Below are 23,897 nucleotides of genomic sequence, written 5' to 3'. Positions count from 1 at the left end.
AAGGAAATTCGCTGTGTCTGTCTACATAGCCCCCCTGCGCGAAATGCTGTTCGCCATGAAAGAGGTCGGCGGCCTGGACGCGATCTGCGCCCAGCCGGACCATGAAGAAACCACGCCCGACCTGGTCGAGGCCATCCTGCGGGAGGCGGCTAATTACGCCGCTGGCGTGCTGGATCCGCTCAACCACCCCGGCGACGTGCAGGGCGCGCGCTGGCACGATGGTCGGGTCACGCCCGCCGACGGCTTTCGCGAAGCCTGGGCCAGCTTCTGCGAGAACGGCTGGAACGGCATGCCCGCTGCCACCGAATGGGGCGGCCAGGGCCTGCCCACGCTGGTCTCCACCGCCGTGCTGGAGATGTGGAAGTCGTCCAACCTCGCGTTCAGCCTGTGCCAGATGCTCACGCTGGGCGCGGTGGAGGCCATTGCGCACCATGGCAGCGACGCACTCCAGCGCCGCTTCCTGGCACCCATGGTCGAGGGCCGCTGGACGGGCACCATGAACCTCACCGAGCCCCAGGCCGGCTCCGACCTGGCCGCGCTGCGCAGCCGTGCCGTACACGAGGGCGACCACTACCGCGTCAGCGGCAACAAGATCTTCATCACCTGGGGCGAGCACGACATGGCCGAGAACATCGTGCACCTGGTGCTGGCGCGCCTACCCGATGCGCCACCGGGGGTGAAAGGCATCTCGCTGTTCCTGTGCCCGAAGTACCTGGTCAACGACGATGGCACCCTGGGCGAACGCAACGACTTGGCCTGCACGTCGATTGAGCACAAGATGGGCATCCACGGCAGCCCCACGGCGTCGATGAGTTTTGGCGACAGCGGCGGCGCTATCGGCTACCTGGTCGGCGAGCCGCACCAGGGGCTGGCCTGCATGTTCACCATGATGAACCACGCGCGGCTGAACGTTGGCCTGGAAGGCGTGGGCATTTCCGAGCGCGCCTACCAGCGCGCACGCGCCTATGCGCTGGAGCGGGTGCAGGGCAAGCCGCTGATCAGCGGCAGCACCGCCATCGCAGGCCACCCGGACGTGCGGCGCATGCTGATGGACATGAAGGCCCGCACCGAGGCCATGCGCGCGCTGGCCTACTTCTGCGCCGGTCAGATGGACCGCGCCGCGGGCCACGCCGATGCGCAGGAGCGCGCGCAGGCGCAGGCCCTGGTCGGCCTGCTGATACCGGTGGTCAAAGGCTGGTGTACCGACAGCGCGCAGGGCATCACGTCCGACGGCGTGCAGGTGCATGGCGGCATGGGCTACGTCGAGGAAACCGGCGCCTCGCAGCACATGCGCGACGCGCGCATCACGACCATCTACGAAGGCACCACGGGCATCCAGGCCAACGACCTGATCGGCCGCAAGCTGGCACGCGAGGGCGGGCGCACGCTGAAGGCGCTGCTGGGCCGCATCGACGGCGATGCGCGCCGGTTGGTCGAATCGCCCGATGCAGTGCTGGCGCAGATCGGCCGCGCGTTGGCAGCCGCTGCCCAGGCGCTGGACGAAGCGGCCGACTGGCTGCTGGCCCACGACGGTCAACCCGCGCAGTGCGCGGCGGGCGCCGTGCCCTTCCTGCGGCTGGCGGGCACCGTGATCGGCGGCTGGCTGTCGGCGCGCATGGCCGAAGCCGCTACCGCGCAACTCGCGGCGGGCGCGGGCGATGCGGGCTTTCTCGGTACCAAGCGCGCCACAGCCAGCCATTACGCGGCGCATGTCCTGGTGCAGGCGCCGATGCTGCGCGACATCGTCACGGGCGGCGCCGCCAGCACGCTGGCCCTGGCGGACGATCAACTCTGAATGATCCTGAAAGGAAACCCTCCCATGAAAATCCTGGTTCCCGTCAAGCGGGTGGTTGACTACAACGTCAAGGTCCGCGTCAAGAGCGATGGCAGCGGCGTGGACATCGCCAATGTCAAGATGAGCATGAACCCCTTCGACGAGATTGCCGTCGAAGAGGCTGTGCGGCTCAGGGAGAAAGGCGCGGCAACGGAGATCGTCGCCGTCTCGTGCGGCGTGTCTCAATGCCAGGAGACGCTGCGCACCGCCATGGCCATCGGTGCCGACCGCGGCATCCTAGTCGAGACCAATGAAGAACTGCAGCCGCTGGCCGTGGCTAAGCTGCTCAAGGCCCTGATCGACAAGGAACAGCCCGGCCTCGTGATCCTGGGCAAGCAGGCCATCGACGACGACTGCAACCAGACCGGCCAGATGCTGGCGGCGCTGGCCGGTCTGCCGCAAGCCACCTTCGCCTCCAAGGTCGAGCTCGCCGGCGACAAGGCAGCCGTGACCCGCGAAGTGGACGGCGGCCTGGAAACCCTCAGCCTCACGCTGCCCGCGGTCATCACCGCCGACCTGCGCCTGAACGAACCGCGCTACGTCACCTTGCCCAACATCATGAAGGCCAAGAAAAAGCCGCTGGACACCATCAAGCCCGAAGACCTCGGCGTTCAAGTCGCCCCACGCCTGAAGACCCTGAAGGTGACCGAACCCGCCAAGCGCGGCGCCGGCGTGAAGGTGGCTGACGTGGCCGCCCTGGTCGAAAAACTCAAGAACGAAGCGAAGGTGATCTAAATGTCGGTACTCGTTATTGCTGAACACGACAACGCATCCATCAAGGGCGCAACCCTGAACACCGTGACGGCCGCAGCCGCTTGCGGTGGCGACGTGCACGTGCTGGTGGCCGGTGAAAACGCCGGTGCAGCCGCCCAGGCCGCAGCGCAAATCGCCGGCGTCGCCAAGGTCATCCACGCCGACGGCGCCAGCCTGAAGAACGGCCTGGCCGAGAACGTCGCCGCGCAAGTGCTGGCCATCGCCGGCAACTACAGCCACATCCTGTTCCCGGCCACGGCCGGCGGCAAGAACGTGGCCCCGCGCGTGGCCGCCAAGCTCGACGTCGCCCAGATCAGCGACATCACCAAGGTGGTGAGCGCCGACACCTTCGAACGCCCCATCTACGCCGGCAATGCCATCGCTACCGTGCAAAGCTGCGACGCCACCAAAGTCATCACCGTGCGCACCACCGGCTTCGACGCCACAGCGGCGACCGGAGGCAACGCAGCAGTGGAAACGCCAACCGCAGCGGCAGACACCGGCAAGAGCAGCTACGTGGGCAGCGAAATCGCCAAGAGCGACCGGCCCGAACTGACGGCGGCCAAGATCATCGTCTCCGGCGGCCGTGCGCTGGGCAGCAAGGAAAAATTCGACGAAGTCATCACCCCGCTGGCCGACAAGCTGGGCGCGGCCATCGGCGCGAGCCGCGCGGCGGTGGATGCGGGCTACGCGCCCAATGACCTGCAGGTGGGCCAGACCGGCAAGATCGTGGCGCCGCAGCTGTACGTGGCGGCGGGCATCTCGGGGGCGATCCAGCACCTGGCGGGCATGAAGGACTCCAAGGTGATCGTGGCGATCAACAAGGACCCGGAGGCGCCGATCTTCAGCGTGGCCGACTACGGGCTGGAGGCGGACCTGTTCGCGGCTGTGCCGGAACTCGTCAAGGCCTTTTAACTTGGATGAGATACACCATGGAGCTTCGGCATTTGCGTTGCTTTATAGCGGTGGCCGAAGAACTTCACTTTGGCCGCGCAGCGGAAAAGCTGCACATCGATCAGTCCCCTTTGTCGCGCACCATCAAGGAGATAGAGGAAGAGCTCGGGGCGCAACTGTTCACGCGAACCACGCGAAGCACCCGCCTGACCTTTGCCGGAATGGCATTCCTGGAGCGGGTGCCGCGAATCTTCGAAGCTCTGAAACAGGCGTGTGACGGCGTCAAGTCCGCCGCCAGTGGGTTTCAGGGACAGTTGCGCATCGCTTTGTCCGATGGCATCACGCCCTCGCGAATGCCGACGCTGCTGGCACGGAGCCGAGAGGAAGATCCAGAGATTGACATTCGGTTATTTGAGGTGCCGTTGGACCAACAGATCAAGGGTCTGCACGATGACCTGTATGACGTCGGCTTTTCGATGGCCGAAGAGGTGGGCGACGGCATTGTGGTCAGGCCTGCGTGGGAAGACGAGCTGATGGTGGCGGTCCCAGCTCGCCATCCTGTGCTGGCCCACAAGCACGTTCCGTTGGAAGAAGTGTTGCGCTATCCGCTGGCGCTATGCGATCCGGCGATATGCGAAGGCCATGCACGCCAAGTTGATCGCGTTTTGCAGCGCTACGAGCAACAGCCACTGATCGCCCAGCGCGTGGCGTCCTATGAGGTGATGATGACCTTAGTCTCCGCCGGATTGGCACTTGGTTTGGCGGGCGCCGCGCACATTGCATCCGGCCGTGGGCCAGGTGTTGTGGCCCGGCGCTTGGCGGGCAAGTCGCAGATGCTGGCCACGTATCTGCTGCACCGTGACGTGGAGCCCTCCGAAATGCTGGCTCGGTTCATCGCACGAGTGGACTCCATTGATTCGGCGGATGGCTCCAGCGCCGCCGAGGACTCCTGATCCACCTGCTGAAAGGACCCAAGCCATGCCCCGATTCCTGCCGCTGCTGATGGCCGCTGCACTGACAGCCTCCTGTGGGCCATCCCAACCGACGGAAACCGTGGACTTCCTCGTGGCCCATCCTGAGCGTCTCAAGGAAGTCCAGCGCCTGTGCAAGGAAGAGCGCGCGAAGGCCGGCGAAGAACTCTGCCGACGTGCCGCCGAGGCCGCGAATCGCCGCTTCTTCGGTGATCGGCCGGAGCAGAAGCCTCAATAGGGCACCCCTCCGTCGCGGCGCGGCGACGAAGGTCTCACTGTTACCTCATCACGCCGCAGCGCGCTCGCGCATGCGGCATTTTTATTGTCTTCGCCACAGCAATAAGTCTGGCTCTTTTGGCCTGAATCCCCGCCACAACGGTCTTTGACCGACCTGCACGCTCGCCTTGATCCTCGGCACTACGGCACGTTCCTGTGCCGTAGTGGGAGGTTGATCAATGCAAGGAACGAACGTGCTGTTCGGTCAGATTGCCGTTGTCTTCGGCATCGTGATCGCTGGCGTATGGAGCGCTACGCAATGGACGGCCGCCGCCCTGGGCTACCAGCTACGCCTGGGCTCGCCGTGGTTCGATTTCTTCGGCACGCCGGTCTATCACCCCTGGCGCCTGTTCGAGTGGTGGTTCTTCTTCGACGCCTACACGCCGCATGTCTTTGACGTGGGCGGTGCCATTGCCGCAGGCAGCGGCCTGATCGCGGTGGTGGTTGCCATCGGCATGTCGATCTGGCGCTCGCGCCAGTCCAAGCTGGTCACGACCTACGGGTCGGCTCGCTGGGCCAACGCGGAGGACATTTGCAAGGCGGGGCTTGACCAGCCTGCGGGCGTGTTCCTCGGCCAGCATCGCCAGCAGTACCTGCGACATGAAGGCCCGGAGCATGTTCTGACCTTCGCGCCTACCCGCTCGGGCAAAGGCGTGGGCCTGGTGGTTCCCACCTTGTTGAGCTGGCCTGCATCGGCCGTCATTCACGACATCAAGGGCGAGAACTGGAGCATCACCGCCGGCTGGCGCTCGCGCTTCTCGCATTGCCTGCTGTTCAACCCGACCGATGCGAAGTCGGCGGCCTACAACCCACTGCTGGAGGTGAGGCGCGGCGCGCACGAAGTGCGCGACGTGCAGAACATCGCAGACATTCTGGTCGATCCCGAAGGAGCACTGGAGCGGCGCAACCATTGGGAGAAGACCTCGCATGCGCTGCTGGTTGGGGCCATCCTGCACGTGCTCTACGCAGGCGAAGACAAGACGCTGCGCGGAGTCGCCAACTTCCTCAGCGACCCGGCCTGTCCCTTCGAGCTGACCCTGCATCGGATGATGACCACGCCGCACATCGGTGGTGGGCCGCATCTGGTGGTGGCATCGGCAGCGCGCGAAGTCCTGAACAAATCGGACAACGAGCGTTCCGGCGTGTTGAGCACCGCCATGTCATTCCTCGGCCTGTACCGCGACCCCACGGTGGCCGAAGTCACCTCGCGCTGCGACTGGCGCATTGCCGACCTGATCGCGGCCGAGCATCCGGTGTCGCTGTACCTGGTGGTGCCGCCTTCGGACATTTCGCGGACGAAACCGCTCATTCGCCTGATCCTCAACCAGATCGGGCGACGCCTCACCGAATCACTCGATGGCAGCGACGGCATCGAGCGCCGCCACAAGCTGCTGCTGATGCTTGACGAGTTCCCGGCGCTGGGGCGCCTGGATTTCTTCGAGACGGCGCTGGCCTTCATGGCGGGCTATGGCATCCGTAGCTTCCTGATCGCGCAGTCGCTCAATCAGATCGACAAAGCCTATGGCCAGAACCATTCCATCCTCGACAACTGCCATGTGCGCGTGACGTTCGCCACCAACGACGAGCGCACGGCCAAGCGGATTTCCGAAACCCTTGGCACTGCCACTGAGTTGCGCGCGCAGCGCAACTACGCGGGTCACCGGCTCGCCCCATGGCTGGGGCACTTGATGGTGTCGCGACAGGAGACCGCCCGACCTTTGCTGACGCCAGGCGAAGTGATGCAACTCCCGCCCGACGAGGCGGTGGTGATGGTTTCCAGCGTCGCGCCGATCAAGGCCAAGAAGGTGCGCTACTACTCTGACGCGAACTTCCAGCGGCGCGTGCTGCCGCCCCCTGTGCTCATTGCGGGGCGCTACGCCGACGTGCCTTCCTTACGGCCCGACGACTGGAGCGGGCTGACGGTTCCTCCCGTTCCGGTGGCGCCTGCAACCGAAGCCGTTGAAGGCTTCGCCTCTGCCGCTGACGACGGTGGCCCGCGTCGCCAACCCGAACTCTCCGAAGCCGTCGCCTACGACCCCGACCTGGTTGTGCCTGTCGCCGACCTCGGGCTGCTCGATGACGACGACATGCCGCTTCCCTTACCGCGCCAGCTCGATCCGACCCTGCAGCGCACGTCCCGGCTGGCATCCCTCGACCCTGACGACGGAATCGAGCTATGAGCCAGCACCGCTTGAATCTCTTCATCCAGCCCGAGCACGCCAAGCGGCTCGATGAGCTGGCTGCCAAGAAAGGCGTGTCCAAGTCCAGCATCGTTGCGGCGGCCTTGGCATCCTGGCTGTCGCCCGACGCGGCCGACCAGCGCGAGGCGGCGATTGCCAAGCGTCTGGATCGCCTGTCGCGCCACGCCGAGCGCCTGGAGCGCGACCAGAACATCCAGATCGAAACACTGGCCTTGTTCATCCGCTACTTCCTGACCGTGAGCACACCCGTGCCAGAGGCGCATCAGGACGCAGCGCGCGCTCAAGGCAAGGCGCGCTTCGAGCAGTTCGTGGAGCAGTTGGGCCGGCACCTGCTGCGCGGGCGCAGCCTGGTGCGCGACGTGGTGGACGAGCTGAATCCCGATCCGATGCGGACGGACGACGCGCCAACCCCGGCCGAAGCGCAGGAGCGCGCGTTATGAGCACCTCGGCTTCCTCCTTTACCGCCACGTCGCTGGATCGCCGCATCCAAATGCTGCGCACGGCGATGGGGCCGCTGATCGCCGCCGCGCTCGAAGACCCGGACGTGGTGGAAATCATGCTCAACCCGGATCGAACCTTGTGGATCGACCGGCTTTCATCGGGCCGTGCACCGATGGGCGTGGAGCTGTCCGAAGCGGACGGTGAACGGATCATCCGGCTGGTCGCGGCCCACGTCGGCGCCGAGGTACATCGCGGCCAGCCGCTCTTGACGGCAGAGCTGCCCGAGACGGGCGAACGCTTCGAGGGCATCTTGCCGCCCGCTGCTCCGGGGCCGGCCTTCGCCTTGCGAAAGCGCGCCGTGGGCGTGATCCCGCTGTCGCGTTATATCGAGGACGGAATGATGACCGCTGCACAGGCGGGCCTGCTGGTGCGTGCGGTGCGCGAGCGCCAGAACATTCTGATCGCGGGTGGAACGAGTACCGGCAAGACCACCTTGGCGAATGCCCTGCTGGCTGAGATCGCCGCCACCGGCGACCGCGTGCTGGTGCTCGAAGACACGGTGGAGCTGCAATGCGCGGCCCGCGACCACGTGCCGCTGCGCACGCGCCAGGGTGTCGTGTCCATGACCGAGCTGGTGCGCTCGTCCATGCGTCTGCGCCCGGATCGCGTGGTCGTCGGCGAGGTGCGCGGCGCCGAGGCGCTGGATCTCATCAAGGTGTGGGGCACCGGCCATCCGGGCGGCATTGCCACGATCCACGCCGGCTCCGCGCTGGGCGCATTGCTGCGCCTGGAGCAACTGATTCTCGAAGTGGCGGTGAATCCGCCCCGTGCGCTGATCGCGGAAGCGGTCAACGTGGTCATCCACATCGCCGGGCGCGGGCGCAAGCGCCGCATCGAGAGCATCGCCCGCGTCGTCGGCTTCGATGGCGTGGGCTACCAACTGGCGGATGCGCTGGAAGCGCCGTTTCCCGAGCTGCTGCCGCAGTCCGACCTTTCCTCCCTGTCCCTCAACCACCCTGGAGAACTGCCATGACGCAGATGATCGTTCCTGCTTTCCGTATTTCCGCAAATCCTCTTCGCCGGCCCGCACAGCTGGAGAGCCTGGCTCGCCCGGCCATGCAGGGCTTGATGCTCGCGGCGCTAATGCTGCTGCTCGCGGGCACCGCGCAGGCCGCGGGTTCCTCGATGCCCTGGGAAGGCCCGCTGCAATCCATCCTGGAGTCCATTCAGGGGCCGGTGGCCCGGATCATCGCGGTCATCATCATCATCGCCACGGGCCTGGCGCTGGCCTTCGGCGATACCTCGGGCGGCTTCCGCAAGCTGATCCAGATCGTCTTTGGCCTGTCCATCGCGTTCGCGGCTTCGAGCTTCTTCCTGTCGTTCTTCAGCTTCTCGGGTGGGGCCGTCGTATGAACACGGCCCACGATGGCGTGCAGGGGTTCGCTTCCGGCTTCGCCCCTGGTTTCGAGATTCCGCTGCATCGGTCTCTGACCGAGCCGATCCTGATGGGCGGTGCTCCGCGCACCGTGGCCATCACCAACGGCACCTTGGCCGCTGCCGTGGGCCTGGGCTTGCAGATGTGGATTCCGGGCATCGTGCTCTGGATCGTCGGCCATGCGCTGGCGGTCTGGGGCGCACGCGTCGATCCGCAGTTCATGCAGGTCTTCGCCCGCCACATCAAGCACCGGCCGCTGCTGGACGTGTGAGGGGAATGCCATGCTGAACCTTGCCGAATACCGCCAACGCCCGGCCTTGCTCGCTGACTGGCTGCCGTGGGCCGGGCTGGTCGCGCCGGGCGTCGTGCTGAACAAGGATGGCTCGTTCCAGCGCACGGCGCGCTTTCGGGGGCCAGACCTCGATAGCGCGACGCAGGGCGAGCTGATTTCTACGTCGGCGCGGCTGAACAACGCGCTGCGCCGGCTGGGTTCGGGCTGGGCGCTGTTCATCGAGGCCGAGCGCCGGCCCGCCGCCAACTACCCGCACTCGGAGTTTCCCGAGCCGCTGTCGTGGCTGGTGGACGAGGAGCGACGGGCCGCCTTTGAGGACTCGGGCAACCACTTCGAGAGCGGCTATCACCTGACGCTGGTGTACCTGCCGCCGGAGGAAGCCCGCGCCCGTGCGGCCGGAATGCTGTACGAGAACCGTCCGACCGAAGGCGTGGACTGGCGCGAGCGGCTGACTGCCTTCGTCGCGGAGACGGATCGCATCTTTGACCTGCTCGATGGCGTGATGCCGGAGATCGCCTGGCTCGACGACAGCCAGACGCTGACTTACCTGCATGCCACCGTGTCAACGCGACGCTACCGCGTGGACGTGCCCGAGGTGCCATTCCACCTCGATGCACTGCTGGCCGACGCGCCGCTGATCGGTGGCCTGGCACCGATGCTGGGCGACCAGCATCTGCGCGTGGCGACGGTACGGGGATTTCCGACCTCCACCTGGCCAGGGATGCTGGACGACCTCAACCGCCTCGGCTTTGCGTACCGCTGGAGTACGCGCTTTCTCTGCCTTGACAAAGCCGATGCGGAAAAAGAACTTGCCCGCCTGCGCCGCCAGTGGTTCGCCAAGCGCAAGAACGTCATCGCCTTGCTGCGCGAAACCATCTTTCAGCAGGAAAGCCCGCTGGTCGATACCGATGCCAGCAACAAATCCGCCGACGCCGATGCGGCCTTGCAGGAACTGGGCAGCGATCAAGTCGCCTTTGGCTACCTGACAGCAACCGTCACCGTCATGGACGCGGATGCCGCCGTGGCCGACGAGAAGCTGCGCATGGTGGAGCGCGTCATCCAGGGGCGTGGCTTCGTCACCATCCCCGAAACGCTCAACGCCGTGGATGCGTGGTTGTCGTCCATTCCGGGCCATGCCTACGCCAACGTCCGCCAGCCCATCGTCTCCACGTTGAACCTGGCGCACCTCATGCCGGTGTCCGCCGTATGGGCTGGCCCCGAGCGCAATGCCCACCTCGACGGCCCACCGCTGATCGTGACCCGCACGGAGGGCGCGACGCCGTTCCGGCTGGTCACCCACATCGGTGACGTGGGGCACACCTTGGTAGCCGGCCCGACCGGCATGGGCAAGTCGGTGCTGCTCGCCACACTGGCGATGCAGTTCCGCCGCTACCGTGGCTCGCGCATCTTCGTCTTTGACATGGGGCGCTCGATGCGCGCCACCATCCTGGGCCTGGGCGGCGAGCACTACGACCTTGGGATGGATGGCGACATCGCCTTCCAGCCGCTCGCCCGCATCGATCGTGAGGGCTACCGCACCTGGGCGGCCGAATGGATCGAAGGACGCCTGCGGCATGAGGGTGTGGCCGTCGGCCCCGATGAGAAGGTGGCCATCTGGTCGGCGCTCGGCAGTCTCGCCGGCGCGCCCGTGGAGCAGCGCACGATGACGGGGCTTTCCGTCCTGCTGCAATCGAACGCACTTCGGCAGGTGCTCGCGCCCTATGTGCTCGGTGGCGCACACGGCAAGCTGCTGGATGCGGATTCGGATCGCCTGGGAGCTGGTTCCGTGCAGTGCTTCGAGATGGAGGAACTGATGCACAGCAAGGCCGCTGTCATGGCCGTGCTCCATTACCTCTTTGCGCGCTTCGATGAACGCTTCGACGGTGCGCCGACGCTGCTGATCCTCGATGAGGCGTGGTTGTTCCTCGATGACCCGGTGTTCGCGGCACGCATCCGCCAGTGGTTGAAGACCCTGCGCAAGAAGAACGTCAGCGTCATCTTCGCCACGCAGAGCCTGGCGGACATCAAGGATTCGAGCATCGCGCCGGCCATCATCGAGAGCTGCGCGAGCCGCATCTTCCTGCCGAACCCGCAGGCGACCGAGCCGCAGATTCGAACGATCTACGAGGGCTTCGGCCTCAACAGCCGGCAGATCGAGATCGTCGCCACCGCGCAGCCCAAGCGCGACTACTACTACCAATCGCGCCTCGGCAATCGCCTGTTCGATCTCGACCTGGGCGCCGCGACCTTGGCCTTCGCGGGTGCGTCCACGCCGCAAGACCAGCGCGACATCGACGCGGTGCTTGCCGCCTCGCATTCCGATGCCTCTCCCTTCGCAGCCACCTGGCTGCGCCATCGCGGCCTGCATTGGGCCGCCGACCTGCTGTCCTCGTTCCCGTCCACCCACCTCCAGGAGAACCCATCATGAAAAAGCGTCTTGTCGCCGCCGCCGTCGCGGCCATGCTTTGCACCGCTACCGCCGTGCAGGCGCAGTGGGTCGTGATCGACCCCACGAACCTCGTGCAGAACACGCTGACCGCGATCCGCACGCTGGAGCAGATCAACAACCAGATCAAGCAGCTCCAGAACGAGGCGCAGATGCTCATCAACCAGGCGCGCAATCTGACGAGCTTGCCGTCCAGTGTGGTGGGCCAGTTGCGCACCAATCTGGCGACCACCCAGCGGCTGATCGCTCAGGCCAGGGGCCTGGCCTATGACGTGACGAATCTGGATCGGGAGTTCCGGCGCCTGTATCCGGAGCAATACGCTGCCACGGTGAGCGGCAATCAGATGTACCGCGACGCGCAGGAGCGCTGGAAGAACACGCTCAATGGCCTGCAGACCACCATGCAGATGCAGGCCCAGGCCTCGCAGAACCTGAGCGACGACGAAGGCGTGCTGGCCGACCTGGTGGGCAAGAGCCAGTCGGCCGTGGGCGCTTTGCAGGCGATGCAGGCCATGAACCAGTTGCTGGCCCTGCAAGCCAAGCAGTCCATACAGACGCAGCGGCTGCAGATCACGCAGGACCGCGCGGCCTCGCTGGAATTCGCGCGGCAGGCCGCCGCCGTGGAGCGTGGCCGCGAGGTAAACCGGCGCTTCGTGGGAACCGGTACGCCGTACACGCCGCAGCCCGTGAACTTCTACAGCCGTTGACGGAGCCGGGCCATGAACGACGTTTCGGTCATTGACCGCTTCCTCGACGTTTTCTCGCGCTACATCGACTCGGGCTTCGGCCTGCTGCAAGGCGAGGTGGCGTTCCTGACCGCAACGTTGATCGTCATCGACATGACGCTGGCCGGGCTGTTCTGGGCGATGGGGCATGCCACCGGCCAGGGCGAGGACGTGATCGCCAAACTGATCCGCAAGGTGCTGTACGTCGGTGCCTTCGCCTACATCATCGGCAACTTCAACATGCTGGCCAGCGTGGTGTTCCGCTCCTTCGCGGGCCTGGGCCTGACGGCCAGCGGCTCGACCCTGAGCATGGGCAACTTCCTGCAGCCGGGACGGTTGGCCAAGGCCGGTATCGACGCAGCGGCCCCGATCCTCGACCAGATCAAGGAGCTGTCGGGCTTCCCCGAGGTGTTCATCCACCTCGCGCCCATCGTCGTGCTGTTCTTCGCGTGGCTGGTGGTCATCGTCAGCTTCTTCGTGCTGGCGGTGCAACTCTTCGTCACGCTGATTGAGTTCAAGCTGACGACGCTGGCGGGCTTCGTGCTGGTGCCGTTCGCCCTGTGGAACAAGACGGCGTTCCTGGCTGAAAAGGTGCTGGGCAACGTGGTGTCCTCGGGCATCAAGGTGCTGGTGTTGGCCGTGATCGTGGGCATCGGCTCGGGGTTGTTCTCCGAGTTCAACATTCCGGCGGGCTCCGAGCCGTCTATCGACCGGGCGCTGGTCATCATGCTGGCCTCGTTGTCCCTGCTGGCCCTGGGCATCTTCGGGCCGGGCATTGCGACCGGGCTGGTGTCCGGTGGGCCGCAGCTCGGTGCAGGCGCGATGGCCGGTGCTGCCATCGGCGCAGCCGGAACCGCTGTTGCGGTTGGTGCCGCTGCTACGGGCGTCGGCAGCGCCGTGGCGGCCGGGGCACGCATGGCACCTGCCGCCGCCCGCTCGATGGCATCGACCGCCAGCAGCGCCCGGTCGGCGTACCAGGCGGGCTCCGCTTCGGCCGGTGGCGGCCTCAAGGGCGCCGCTGCTGGCGTGGGCAATGTGGCCAAGACCAGCGCGCAGGCGGCGGGGCAGAAGGTGGCCAATGGAGCGCGCTCGATGAAGGAGCGCATGGCAGCGGCTTTTCGACCCGATGACGCCGGATCGGCGTCGGGGGGCGGCGCCGCACAGGCCGTAAGCGAGTCTCCCGCCACAGCCACATCCACCGAACAACCCGCCTGGGCCAAGCGCCTGCATCGCAGGCAGCAGCTCACCCATGCCGCAACCACCGCCGCCCACACGCTGCGCGGCGGCGACGGCGGCAGCTCCAGCCAGGGGCCAAGCCTGCGTGATTCCGATTCCTGATCTTGAAGGAGAACTCCCATGCGATTCAAACGACCGCAGGTGCGCTACGCCGACACGCCGCAGCCTGCTACCCCGTACCAATCCGCCGCCCAGGTGTGGGACGACCGCATCGGCTCGGCCCGCGTGCAGGCGAGGAACTGGCGCTTCATGGCCTTTGGTTGCCTCACGCTGGCCGTGCTGATGGCGGGCGGGCTTGTCTGGCGCTCCGCGCAATCCATCGTCACCCCTTACGTCATTGAGGTGGACAACGCGGGCCAGGTGCGCGCTGTCGGCGAAGCCGCCACGCCGTACCGGCCCAGCGATGCGCAGATGGCCTACCACCTGGGCCGCTTCATCGGCCTGGTGCGCTCGCTGTCCATCGACCCGATCGTGGTGCGGCAGAACTGGCTCGATGCCTACGACTACACGACCGACAAGGGCGCCGTGGTGCTCAACGAGTACGCCCGCACCAATGACCCGTTCGCGCGCATCGGCAAGGAGTCGGTGACGGTGCAGATCACCAGCGTGACCCGCGCCAGCGACACGTCTTTCAACGTGCGCTGGACGGAGACGCGCTTTGTGAACGGTGCGCTGGATCGCACTGAACGCTGGAACGCCGTGGTGTCCATCGTGCAGCAGACGCCGCGCACCGAGCAGCGCGTGCGCAAGAACCCCCTGGGCATCTACGTCAACGGGCTGTCGTGGAGCCGCGAACTGGAAGGAAACGAAGGAGCAAAGCCATGAATGATCTTTTCCGTAAATCCGTCTTGCCGGTGATGCTGCTGGCTTCGACCGTGCTGTTCTCTGGCTGCGCTACGCAGGGCAAGCCGCCGCCGTCCATTTCGCTCGATGAACCGGTGCAGGCCCAGCCGCTGCCGGAGCCACCTGCACCGGTCGAAGTGGTGGCCGTGCCGCAGGTGCTGCCGATGCCGGCGCAGATGAAACCTGTGCCGGATGCCAAGCCCGCCGCAGAGCCCGCCGATGAAACCGTGCGCGTGTCCCGCGCCAACGCCGAGGCGCGCATTGCGCCGACACGCGAGGGCTACGTCAATGCGATCCAGGTGTGGCCCTTCACGGATGGCGCGCTGTATCAGGTCTATGCGGCCGTGGGCCGCGTGACCGTGATCGCGCTCCAACCGGGCGAGGAACTGGTGACGGTGGCGGCGGGCGATACGGTGCGCTGGATCGTCGGGGACACGTCCAGCGGCAGCGGCGATGCGCTGCGCGTCAATGTGATGGTCAAGCCGATCCGCTCGGGCCTCAAGACCAATCTGGTTGTCACCACCAGCCGACGCACCTACCTGCTGGAGCTGACCTCGACCGAGAAGACGTGGATGGCCTCGGTGTCCTGGGAGTATCCGAAGGACAAGATGCTGGCCCTGCAGCGCCAGGCGCAAGCGGCCAGCGCCGCCGCGCCGGTCGATGTCGGCTTGTCGCTGGAGAAGATCCGTTTCCGGTATGCGGTCAGCGGCAGCAATCCGCCGTGGAAGCCGCTGCGCGCCTTCGATGACGGGGAGAAGGTCTACATCCAGTTTCCGCCGGGCATCGCCCAGGGCGAGCTGCCGCCGCTGTTCGTGGTCGGCGCGCAGGGCGACGGGCAACTGGTGAACTACCGCTTCCGCTCGCCGTACTACATCGTGGATCGCCTGTTCGGCGCGGCCGAGCTGCGTCTGGGCGGAGACAAGGGCGACGTGGTGCGGATCGAGCGCACGGACGGCACGCGGAGGAACTGACCATGAGCCAGGACGATTCCCCTGATCTTGCGGCGCAGGCGGGCAAGGTTGCGCCCGAGGCGGTGGCGTTGCGCGCCCAGCCGCGCGCCGTCACGCGCCTGAATCGGCGCACCTTGGCCATGCTCATCGGCGGCCTGTCGGTCGCCGTGCTCGGGGCCACGATCTGGTCATTGCAGCCGTATCGGCGCGGCGCGGGCGAGCAGACCGAGCTTTACAACGTCGATCGCGTCTCGAAGTCCGAAGGGCTGGATGGCCTGCCTTCGGATTACTCCAAGCTGCCGCGAAAGGTGCCCGAGCTGGGGCCGCCGCTGCCGGGCGACCTGGGCCCGGCCATCGTGAAGGCACAGCAGCCGGTGACGCCGACGTATGCGCCGCCAGGCCACGACCCAGACGATGCTCGGCGCAAGGAAGCCGAAGCAGCCGCGGGTTCCTCGGTGTTCTTCCGTTCGGGCACTCCCGGCAAGACCGCAGCGCCAGCGACTGCGCAAGCGGCTGGCCCGGCATCGGCTTTGGCGGGCTTCGACCCGCTGGCCGCTGGCCCGGCCTCGACGGCGGCCCAGCCATCCGACCCCACCGCCGTGCAGAACCGGCAAGACCAGAAAGAGGCTTTCCTGAAAGGCGGTTCTACAGAAACCCGCAATTCCGGCAATCTGCAAATGCCGTCCTCGCCGTACCAGGTGATGGCCGGGACGGTGATCGCTGGGGCGCTGGTGACGGGCATCAAATCTGACCTGCCAGGCGACGTGATTGGCACGGTGACAGAGCCGGTGTATGACACGGCGACGGGGAAGTTCCTGCTGATCCCGCAGGGCTCGCGCCTCCTGGGCAAGTACAACAGCCAGGTGAGCTACGGGCAGAGCCGCGTGCAGGTGGTGTGGAGCCGCATCATCCTGCCGGACACGTCTTCGCTGAAGCTCGACAACCCCGCGGGCACTGACCCGGCCGGCTACTCCGGCCTGGAGGATGGCGTCGATTGGCACTGGGATCGCGTCTTTGCCGGTGCGGCGCTGACGACACTGCTGGGCGTGGGCGCAGAGCTAGCCGAGCCGGAGAACCGGCAGAACGGCAATCGCATCGTGATCGCTGGGCGTGACAGCGCGCAGGACAGCATCAATCAGGTGGGCCAGGAGATGACCCGGCGCAACATGAGCATTCAGCCGACGTTGACAGAGCGGCCGGGCCTGCCGGTGCGGATCATCGTCAACCGCGACCTGGTGTTGCGGCCGTACCAGCCTCTGTTCTTCAACCGGGGAACCGCGAGATGAACACCTCCAAGAAGCTGCGTCTTGGGCCGCTGCCCAAAACCGAGAGCACGAAGCTCACGTTCTCTTGTCCGACCAGCCTGAAGGCTGAACTCGATCGCTACGCCGCACTGCACGCGCAGACCTACGGCGAAGCGGTCGATGCGGTCACGCTGATCCCACACATGCTGGAGGCGTTCGTGGCCGGAGATCGAGGATTCCGGCGAGCGAACGTCAGGCGAAAAGCTTCCGTCGCCTATGCCAAATCGTCGCTCAGTGCTGGTGGTGTGCCGGAATGACTTCACCCGCTAACTTTCTATCGATGCCGCGGATAAGTTGAACTACATGCCCATCAACGCTTGTCCTATGGGGCTACTTGAACCTGGCAGCCCCATGCGTTGATATGCAAGGGCAGGGCTACATACCACGATCTGCAGCTTTTGAAAAAGGCTTTCTGGCACGGTTGCCCCAGCCTCGGGTACCAGGTAGATAACCACTTGCTTCTTGTAAGATGTAACAGGATTGGTTGGGGGGATTTCTATCGGGGGAACCGAATGGCGTCATCAAAAGCGAAAGGCCCATCCCGGACTAAGCGGAAGACCGAGGTTCCGGGGCAGGCATTAGGGTACAGCCTTCAATTTACGCGGCTCACTCATCTGTTGCTTCAAGCACCGGAGGGGAGCGTTTGCAGCCTCGAACTTCTTGACGATGTAGCGCAGGATGACGGTGCTGGTGCCGTCAAGCTGGTCCAAAGCAAGAGCGCGCTTACGGCCAATCCTGTCGCGGACCGCGCAAAGTCGCTATGGAAAACTCTTTCCAATTGGGTCGAGCTTGCGGCGACCCCAGGGTTCGAAGTAGAAAAAGCGATTTTCGAACTCTACGTTTCTCGTCCGGTCGAAGGAACGATCGTTGGGGGTTTCGCCCGAGCGAATACGCTGGAAAGCGCCCGAGCGGCCATTGCACAGGCACGGACTGAGCTGTGGGGGTGCCCTCCGGAGTTTGACCTGAAGCCGGGAGTCGCTGCGGAGATTTCTTCGTACGTCGAGAAGGTATTCACTGCCGATCAAAGTCTTTTGGAACGACTCATCTGCAATTTCCGACTGACCCTGGGCAGTGGCAGTCCCCAGGCTGATCTGGAAGCGCTCGTCCGAAGCCACCCCGTTTCACCCTCTAAGGTCCAGGACATCACCAATCACCTCTGCGGAGTGGTAAAGCGTCACATCGATCTATTGCTTGAGGTCGGAAAACCGGCTGTCATCGCGCGCGATGACTTCCATGGCTGGTACACGTCCTACGTCCAAAAGATTGACCGTCAGACAGTGCTTTCGAGTCGTGCTCCGGCTCCGTCGGAGGCGGTGTCGCGGGGATATCTCCCCGACAATTTCATCCGGCAACTGGACATCATTGGGTTGTCATTCGAAGAGATGCTCGGGGCTGCGAGCGACTACTTCATGGCCTCGTTCGACCGGACTGATTGGGCTGCCCGGGGCGAAGTTGACGAGACCTCCTTTGACGACCTGGACGGTGTCCTGAAGCGAGCGTGGAAGAACAAGCAGCGAACCTGTGGATTGAATCACGGTAGCAGATCCGAGCAGCATCAAGGGCAGGCACTGTACTTTGACTGCATGCAGTTCACTGCGCCAGTTCAGGCGATGTCGCCCCCGAGCCATTTCATCCCCGGTTGCTTCCATATGCTGGCCGACGACTTGCTCGTAGGCTGGCACCCGAACTATGAAGCACACCTGAAGCTCAAGAAGGTGGCGTGACGATGCTGGCAAGAGAGGCCCAAAACGTCCAAAACCCTGCGTTGGGTGCTGCGCTCGTATGGCGATTTTGTTGTGGATACGTCGAGGCTCATCGCGTCAACGCCCCGCCGCCGTTGCCGCTTCTCTTTCTTGTGCTGCCTATCATTCTGCATCAGGCGACCTCGGAATTTGTGAAGCGCACTTACAAGAGTTCGGGCTTGCGGGCGTTCGCCGCAAAGTTCGGAGATTCGTCAGTGTCCAAACAGGATCTGCTGATTCAGATCCATGACCGCTCAGTTCGATGGCGCAAGCTCAGCCTGCAATCCATCGAGCTCGCCGTCGCGGGAAGCCTGCTCAAACTCGCCGACAACGGCGAGGCCATTCCGCTGTCGAAAACCAAGGCGAGAGGGTTGTCAGACGAGGTAAAGCACCTCATGGACCTGGCGGAAAAACTCGGCGCCTGGTTCGGTGAACTCACAGTGCACGAGATCGTGACAACGCTGAAAGTGAAGCTCTAATGTTTTTTCAGATTCGAGGGATCGTGCTCTGGCCGCGCAATGGGAAATTTGAACCGCGGACGTTGAAGTTTGAGCTTGGGAAAGTCAATGTCATCAGTGGCGCCTCACGGACTGGAAAATCAGCAGTCATTCCTATCATCGATTACTGCCTCGGTTCCAGCACGTGCTCGATTCCTGTGAACACAATCCGCAAATACTGCGAGTGGTTTGGCGTCGTTGTAGCGACGGCTCAAGGTGAAAAGCTATTGGCTCGAAAGGAACCGGGGGCTCAGCGCAGCACCGACGAAATGTTTCTGTTGGAAGCCGAGAAGATATCCAAGATCCCCAATCGCCTCACCAAGAATACCAACGCTACTGCAGTCAAGAGATTGCTCGATGATCTAGCCAACCTCTCCAATCTGGACTTTTCAGGCGGGGAGGAGGCTTCAGGGTTCGACGGGCGCCCAGCTTTCCGTGATTTGGCTGCTTTCACGTTCCAACCCCAGAACGTGGTCGCCAATCCAGACGTCCTGTTCTTCAAGACCAACACTTACGAGCACCGGGAAAAGCTGAGAAAAATTTTCCCCTACGTGCTCGGTGCGGTCACTCCGACATTGATGGCGAAGCAGTTCGAGTTGAACCGCACTCGGCAAATCTTGCGTCGGAAAGAGAAGGAGCTTAAGGACGCGCAGGAAGTCTCGGCGCGGTGGCTTGCCGACTTGAGGTCCAAATTCAGCGAGGCTCAAGAACTTGGGCTGATTCCGAAGCTGGAGGAGGACATTTCTCGGGAGCAAATGATCGAGTTGCTTGAGGAAGTCATCACAAGAACCGACCTAACTTTGGCGGTCAGCACCACAACAATTTCGGAAGCGTTGCGCGAGCTGAACAGCCTGGAGGGCGAAGAGCGTGAAGTTTCCCGCGAACTCACCACCTTGCGCCATCGATTGGAAGAAATGAACAGGATGCGTGTCGGCGTCGAGCAGTACGAAGCTGCGCTCTCGGTGCAACGAGGTCGGTTGCAGCTGTCGAGTTGGCTGGTCTCGCATGCAAGCGATGAGTCGGATTGCCCCATGTGCGGCAGCCACACGGATTCGGCCAAACGAAAACTGCAGGTTCTAGCCCAGCGTCTGGAAGAGGTGGAGACGGCAGCGGGCGCAGACAAAGACAGAGAAGTGCCAGCAGCGTTCGATCGAGAGTTGCAGCGAGTCACAACAGATGTTGGGAATGCGACCGAACGTCTGCGCGCAGTTCAGATTCGCAAGCGAGCGCTGACGGGCAGATCGAAGGAAGCTAGTGAACAGCAATTTTCCGCGAAGCGTACGGAGCGTTTCATAGGAAATCTCGAGTCGTCACTGGGCCTCCATCGAAAATTGGGCAGCGACAGCGAGCTCGTCGAAGAGGTTCGAACGCTCAAGGAAACGGTATTGGCGCTGGAAGGAGAACTGCGCGGACAGGATGTCGAAGCTCGGAAGCGCCGAGCTCTGCGGACTGTCAACACCAATGCCGGAAAGCTCCTGCCGCATCTCGATATCGAGAATCCGAACGATCCCATCTCGCTGGAGACCAACGACCTGACCATTAAGGTACTTGGGTCTGAGCGGGATGACTATTTGTCGGAGATCGGAAGTGGGTCGAACTGGCTCTCCTATCACCTAGCCGTGCTGCTTTCTCTTCATCAGTTCTATCTGAGTCAAAAGAACAGTCCTGTCCCCGCGTTTCTCGTACTTGACCAACCGAGCCAAGTCTACTTTCCCAAGCACGTGGTCTCCAAGGACGTTGAGGTGGAAGAAGACCCCAAGGTGCGCGACGAAGACGTGGATGCCGTTCGCAAGGCGTTCGAAGTGATGGGTAGCGTCGTGCGTAGTGAAAAGGGGAGGCTCCAACTCATCGTTCTGGACCACGCATCAAGCGAAGTGTGGGGGGGCATCGACGAAGTCGTCGGCTTGCCGGAATGGCGTGGCGGAACCAAGCTAGTTCCAATGGAGTGGATTGATGAGGCTTAGCGCACGTCCTGCGCCCTTAATCATGAGTTTTATTTGCCCAGCCTGTGTTGGCGACGCGCTGCCCTTCTGAGGCAGGGTACATAGATGCCTGCGCAGTTCGTATACGGCCGCCGTAACGGCCAATGGACCCATATCCGGGACTTGGATCCGGCCATCCATCGCGGCAGGCTGTGCGGCTGTGTCTGCCACGGATGCGGCCGGGCACTCCAAGCCCACATGGGCGAGTCAAAGGCCTGGCACTTCCAGCACGATGTAGATGACGGAAACTGCAACCCGCAGCCGATGACACTCCTGCATGCTTTTGTACGCGATCGTCTGGCTGAGCGCCGCCAGCTCTGGCTGCCGGGAGGAGCGGTCGAGGTCGTTGCAGACGTGTGGGGCACTCGCAGAACGGAGTTCGTGGAGATCCAAGACCGGGTGTACGAGTTCAGCGAAGGCAAGTCAGAGCACCCCGTAGGTGATTTGCAACCGGACGTAGTGTTCACGATTCCAGGTCGGTGGGATCTCGCTCTCGAAGTTCGCAAGACCCACGCCGTCGATGCTGCTAAGGGCGAACGTCTGCGCTCTCTGTTCAAAGATGCCATCGAGTTTGACGTGTCGGACCTACCGGCGGCAGGCATTACGGAGTCTGAGCTCGATCAAGCTTTGAAAGAGCGTCACCGCTGGAAATGGGTGTCTTGGATGGAGCATCGCCAAGCTGAAACACGCTTCAGGAACCGGCTATCCTGGGAACTGAAGGAGTGGAGGGTCGACATCGGCTTCTTCACTCGGGCTATGCCGTATAAGCCGGTCGCGGCAGCCAAGCTACGGCAGGCACAAAAGCGTTTGGTGTGGGCAAAAGGCGAACTCGCAAGGATCAAGTTGGCCTGGAGTTCCAAGAGGGAACGAGCGGAGGCGCTTGGCGCGTTGGAACTTACCGATCGCTTCGCTGTAGCCTGCGCTGCGATGGAACTGCAGCCGGAGGACCTTCCCGTATTCTTCGCTCAGCGGGTACAGCTTGGCATGCAGCATCATCCCTACGCGTGGCAACTGCCCGTGTTCGCTGCCTTCGGCCTTGGTGACAAGGCTTTCGGTTCGGATGTGGTTGCGGCCTGGGCTGAAATCGCACTGCCTGACTGCGTGTGGTCCAAGCCTGATGAGCGGACTCGGAATGGTTTTAACCAGACGCGGGCTGCACTTCATGGCTACCTCGCGCAGTTGGTTGCCCAGGGGTTGTTGCTCTGGAATGGCAGGGCAAAAGCCGAGGACCAGGTGTTTCAGCCGGTCTTTGCGCGCCGCAGCGACTTCCTCGCATTCCTGTCCGAGTAGGGGCGGTTGTTCGACGCGAGTGTGCTGAAATTGAATTGGAGGAAGCGTGCTGCAAATTTCCACTGGAAAACTGTTTGCTAGACCCGTCGGTAGGGAAAACCTCCTGCGAGGCATGCTTTATACGAATGCCATCCTCGCTAGAGAGGAGGCTGTCGAAACAGTCGCAGGGCGACTGTCTGCGTCATCGAGCTATTCGATACGTCCAACGGTCTTGGTCTATGAGCTCACTGAGCGCATGGAAGCAGAAGAGCAGGGGCCGGGAGTGCTCGTCTCCTCGGGCGTCGAACCCTATCTTCAAGACTATTCTGTGGCAGTTTCATTTGCGTTGAATTGTGTTTGTACGCCCGACGTTGATCTGGCCCGGAGGCTGACGACGGGGCAGCGTGGATTGGCTACAAGGGTCGCTCCTCAAACGCTGGTCCACCGATTCTTCGATGGGGAGATCTGGTGCAAGCCGGATGAACTGACCTTTCTGGCAGAATTTCTTGGGAAGCTCATTGGCCTCCCTCGACATACCTTTTTAGGGGTCATGCGCGCGCTTCGGACGTACGTCAACGGAATGCATCGCATTGCTGATGATTTGGAACTGGCCTACACCTTACTCGTTGCGTCCGTAGAGTCACTGGCCCAGGACTTCGACGGTCATGAAAGCGACTGGGATTCGTTTGATGAGCGAAAGCGTAAGGCGGTCGATGAGGCGCTTTCTGGGGCAGAGGAAACGATTGCTCAACGTGTCAGGGAAGCCCTACTAAGAGTAGAGCATGTCGCACTGGCTCGGCGCTTCAGAGAGTTCGCAGTTGCCAATATCACGCCCGCGTATTTTCGTCAGACTTTCAGTGCTGGGAATGGCCTTCTGCTGGGTAGGTCGGACCTTGTGGAGGCGCTCGGTACGGCCTATCAATCGCGATCCAAGTACGTACATCAGCTCCGGCGGCTACCGGATGCCGTGACCCTGGGACATGGTCATGGCGAGATCGCAATCGAAGGTCGAACCACGCATCTGACCCTGCAGGGACTTTCGCGTTTGATGCGTAGTGTCATCATTGAGTTTGTTCTGCGCCAGCCTTCAGTGGAGCGTGAGCCGTATAACTATCACATGGAACGAAGCGGCGTTGTTCAAGTGCGCATGGCACCTCAGTTCTGGGTCGGTCGTGCCGAAGGTGACATCACGAAAGCAGGACGTGACAAGCTGGAGGGTTTTCTGCAGCAACTTGCATCTTGTCTTCTGAAGGAGCCCGATGCTGTCGTGACTGATTTGAGGCCTGTGCTGCGCGCTGCGTGTGAGTTTGTCCCGCGCCTGGAGAAACGCCTCAGATTGCCGTACTTGGCTTTGCATGCGTTGTTCAATATGCATGTTGCGAGACAGGATTTGGCCGAGATGTCTTCGGCAATCGAGGCGCTGATTCAAGAGGAGCTTGGAGAGCCTTCCTCGGAAGCGCTACTTGCTCACGCGGTCTCTGGACAAACTGTACCTTGGTCGTTGGAAGCCCATCGAGCGGCACTGAGCAACTACTTGCGTCGGCGTGCTGCCGCAAACGGTCTGAGGTTCCCGCGGCTGTTTGAGGCTGCGCTTGCCCTGGAGTTGGCCGAGCGACTTCGGGGCGTTGGCGACATGGAGGGATGTCGCGAAGTCGTTGCGCTAGCTGTGGAGAACCACCCCGGACATCCTGGGCTGTTGGAGGCCGAGACGAATTTGTTGCTCGCTTCTCCGATTCGTTGGCACGACATCATGCTGCCTGCCGCAGAAGATGCGCAGGCGCAGAGAGCCTGATCACTTTGAAAATC

The 23,897-nt window shown here is 63.4% G+C and carries 22 protein-coding genes; all 22 read left to right on the top strand.

What is annotated here, in order from left to right; genetic code table 11:
• The first annotated feature begins 13 nt into the window (after positions 1-13).
• The 22 genes from C380_RS14445 to C380_RS14340 all read left to right on the top strand — a co-directional run bounded on the left by C380_RS14445 (position 14) and on the right by C380_RS14340 (position 23,883).
• Positions 14-1,795: an acyl-CoA dehydrogenase gene (locus C380_RS14445; RefSeq protein ID WP_015014595.1), complete on the top strand. Its 1,782-nt coding sequence runs from the start codon at positions 14-16 to the stop codon at positions 1,793-1,795.
• Between the two features lie 24 nt (positions 1,796-1,819).
• The gene (locus tag C380_RS14440; protein WP_015014594.1) at positions 1,820-2,569 is read left to right on the top strand and encodes an electron transfer flavoprotein subunit beta/FixA family protein; all 750 of its coding nucleotides are present in this window, start codon (positions 1,820-1,822) and stop codon (positions 2,567-2,569) included.
• Positions 2,570-3,502 carry an electron transfer flavoprotein subunit alpha/FixB family protein gene (locus tag C380_RS14435; protein ID WP_015014593.1) on the top strand — a complete coding sequence of 311 codons (933 nt, stop codon included), beginning with the start codon at positions 2,570-2,572 and terminating at the stop codon, positions 3,500-3,502.
• Between the two features lie 17 nt (positions 3,503-3,519).
• A complete protein-coding gene (locus tag C380_RS14430; protein WP_015014592.1) occupies positions 3,520-4,434 on the top strand; it encodes a LysR family transcriptional regulator in 915 nt (304 codons plus the stop codon).
• A 25-nt stretch (positions 4,435-4,459) separates the two neighbouring features.
• Positions 4,460-4,690: an EexN family lipoprotein gene (locus C380_RS14425; RefSeq protein ID WP_015014591.1), complete on the top strand. Its 231-nt coding sequence runs from the start codon at positions 4,460-4,462 to the stop codon at positions 4,688-4,690.
• A 217-nt stretch (positions 4,691-4,907) separates the two neighbouring features.
• Entirely contained in the window at positions 4,908-6,908 is a 2,001-nt protein-coding gene (locus tag C380_RS14420; protein WP_015014590.1) for a conjugal transfer protein TraG, read from the top strand.
• Positions 6,905-7,369, top strand: coding sequence for a ribbon-helix-helix protein, CopG family (locus tag C380_RS14415; protein ID WP_015014589.1), 465 nt, complete (start codon positions 6,905-6,907; stop codon positions 7,367-7,369). The genes C380_RS14420 and C380_RS14415 overlap by 4 nt, the downstream gene beginning before the upstream one ends.
• Positions 7,366-8,403 (top strand): P-type conjugative transfer ATPase TrbB, encoded by a 1,038-nt coding sequence (trbB, locus tag C380_RS14410; RefSeq protein ID WP_015014588.1) that lies wholly within the window; start codon positions 7,366-7,368, stop codon positions 8,401-8,403. Before C380_RS14415 ends, trbB begins: the two co-directional genes overlap by 4 nt.
• Positions 8,400-8,783 (top strand): TrbC/VirB2 family protein, encoded by a 384-nt coding sequence (locus tag C380_RS14405; RefSeq protein ID WP_043565466.1) that lies wholly within the window; start codon positions 8,400-8,402, stop codon positions 8,781-8,783. The genes trbB and C380_RS14405 overlap by 4 nt, the downstream gene beginning before the upstream one ends.
• On the top strand, positions 8,780-9,076 hold the full coding sequence (locus C380_RS14400; protein WP_015014586.1) for a VirB3 family type IV secretion system protein: 297 nt from the start codon (positions 8,780-8,782) through the stop codon (positions 9,074-9,076). Before C380_RS14405 ends, C380_RS14400 begins: the two co-directional genes overlap by 4 nt.
• A 10-nt stretch (positions 9,077-9,086) precedes the next feature.
• Entirely contained in the window at positions 9,087-11,525 is a 2,439-nt protein-coding gene (trbE, locus tag C380_RS14395; protein ID WP_015014585.1) for a conjugal transfer protein TrbE, read from the top strand.
• The gene (trbJ, locus tag C380_RS14390; protein ID WP_015014584.1) at positions 11,522-12,250 is read left to right on the top strand and encodes a P-type conjugative transfer protein TrbJ; all 729 of its coding nucleotides are present in this window, start codon (positions 11,522-11,524) and stop codon (positions 12,248-12,250) included. The genes trbE and trbJ overlap by 4 nt, the downstream gene beginning before the upstream one ends.
• Before the next feature lie 12 nt (positions 12,251-12,262).
• Positions 12,263-13,606: a P-type conjugative transfer protein TrbL gene (gene trbL / locus C380_RS14385; RefSeq protein WP_015014583.1), complete on the top strand. Its 1,344-nt coding sequence runs from the start codon at positions 12,263-12,265 to the stop codon at positions 13,604-13,606.
• A gap of 18 nt (positions 13,607-13,624) precedes the next feature.
• Positions 13,625-14,329: a conjugal transfer protein TrbF gene (trbF, locus tag C380_RS14380; protein WP_015014582.1), complete on the top strand. Its 705-nt coding sequence runs from the start codon at positions 13,625-13,627 to the stop codon at positions 14,327-14,329.
• On the top strand, positions 14,326-15,318 hold the full coding sequence (trbG, locus tag C380_RS14375; RefSeq protein WP_015014581.1) for a P-type conjugative transfer protein TrbG: 993 nt from the start codon (positions 14,326-14,328) through the stop codon (positions 15,316-15,318). Before trbF ends, trbG begins: the two co-directional genes overlap by 4 nt.
• Before the next feature lie 2 nt (positions 15,319-15,320).
• Positions 15,321-16,583: a TrbI/VirB10 family protein gene (locus C380_RS14370; protein ID WP_015014580.1), complete on the top strand. Its 1,263-nt coding sequence runs from the start codon at positions 15,321-15,323 to the stop codon at positions 16,581-16,583.
• A complete protein-coding gene (locus C380_RS14365) occupies positions 16,580-16,858 on the top strand; it encodes a DUF2274 domain-containing protein (protein WP_015014579.1) in 279 nt (92 codons plus the stop codon). The genes C380_RS14370 and C380_RS14365 overlap by 4 nt, the downstream gene beginning before the upstream one ends.
• 255 nt (positions 16,859-17,113) lie before the next feature.
• On the top strand, positions 17,114-18,325 hold the full coding sequence (locus C380_RS14360; protein ID WP_015014578.1) for an ABC-three component system protein: 1,212 nt from the start codon (positions 17,114-17,116) through the stop codon (positions 18,323-18,325).
• A gap of 2 nt (positions 18,326-18,327) precedes the next feature.
• On the top strand, positions 18,328-18,822 hold the full coding sequence (locus tag C380_RS14355) for a three component ABC system middle component (protein WP_043565464.1): 495 nt from the start codon (positions 18,328-18,330) through the stop codon (positions 18,820-18,822).
• Positions 18,822-20,804 (top strand): DUF3732 domain-containing protein, encoded by a 1,983-nt coding sequence (locus C380_RS14350; protein ID WP_015014576.1) that lies wholly within the window; start codon positions 18,822-18,824, stop codon positions 20,802-20,804. Before C380_RS14355 ends, C380_RS14350 begins: the two co-directional genes overlap by 1 nt.
• Positions 20,805-21,086: 282 nt before the next feature.
• Positions 21,087-22,112 (top strand): hypothetical protein, encoded by a 1,026-nt coding sequence (locus C380_RS14345; RefSeq protein ID WP_142145392.1) that lies wholly within the window; start codon positions 21,087-21,089, stop codon positions 22,110-22,112.
• Between the two features lie 46 nt (positions 22,113-22,158).
• Positions 22,159-23,883: a hypothetical protein gene (locus C380_RS14340; protein WP_015014574.1), complete on the top strand. Its 1,725-nt coding sequence runs from the start codon at positions 22,159-22,161 to the stop codon at positions 23,881-23,883.
• Positions 23,884-23,897: the final 14 nt, after the last annotated feature.

The sequence above is a fragment of the Acidovorax sp. KKS102 genome (assembly GCF_000302535.1).
Lineage (GTDB): Bacteria > Pseudomonadota > Gammaproteobacteria > Burkholderiales > Burkholderiaceae_C > Acidovorax.
The sequence above is the reverse complement of the archived record's forward strand: the minus strand, read 5'-3'. Positions and strand labels throughout refer to the sequence as shown.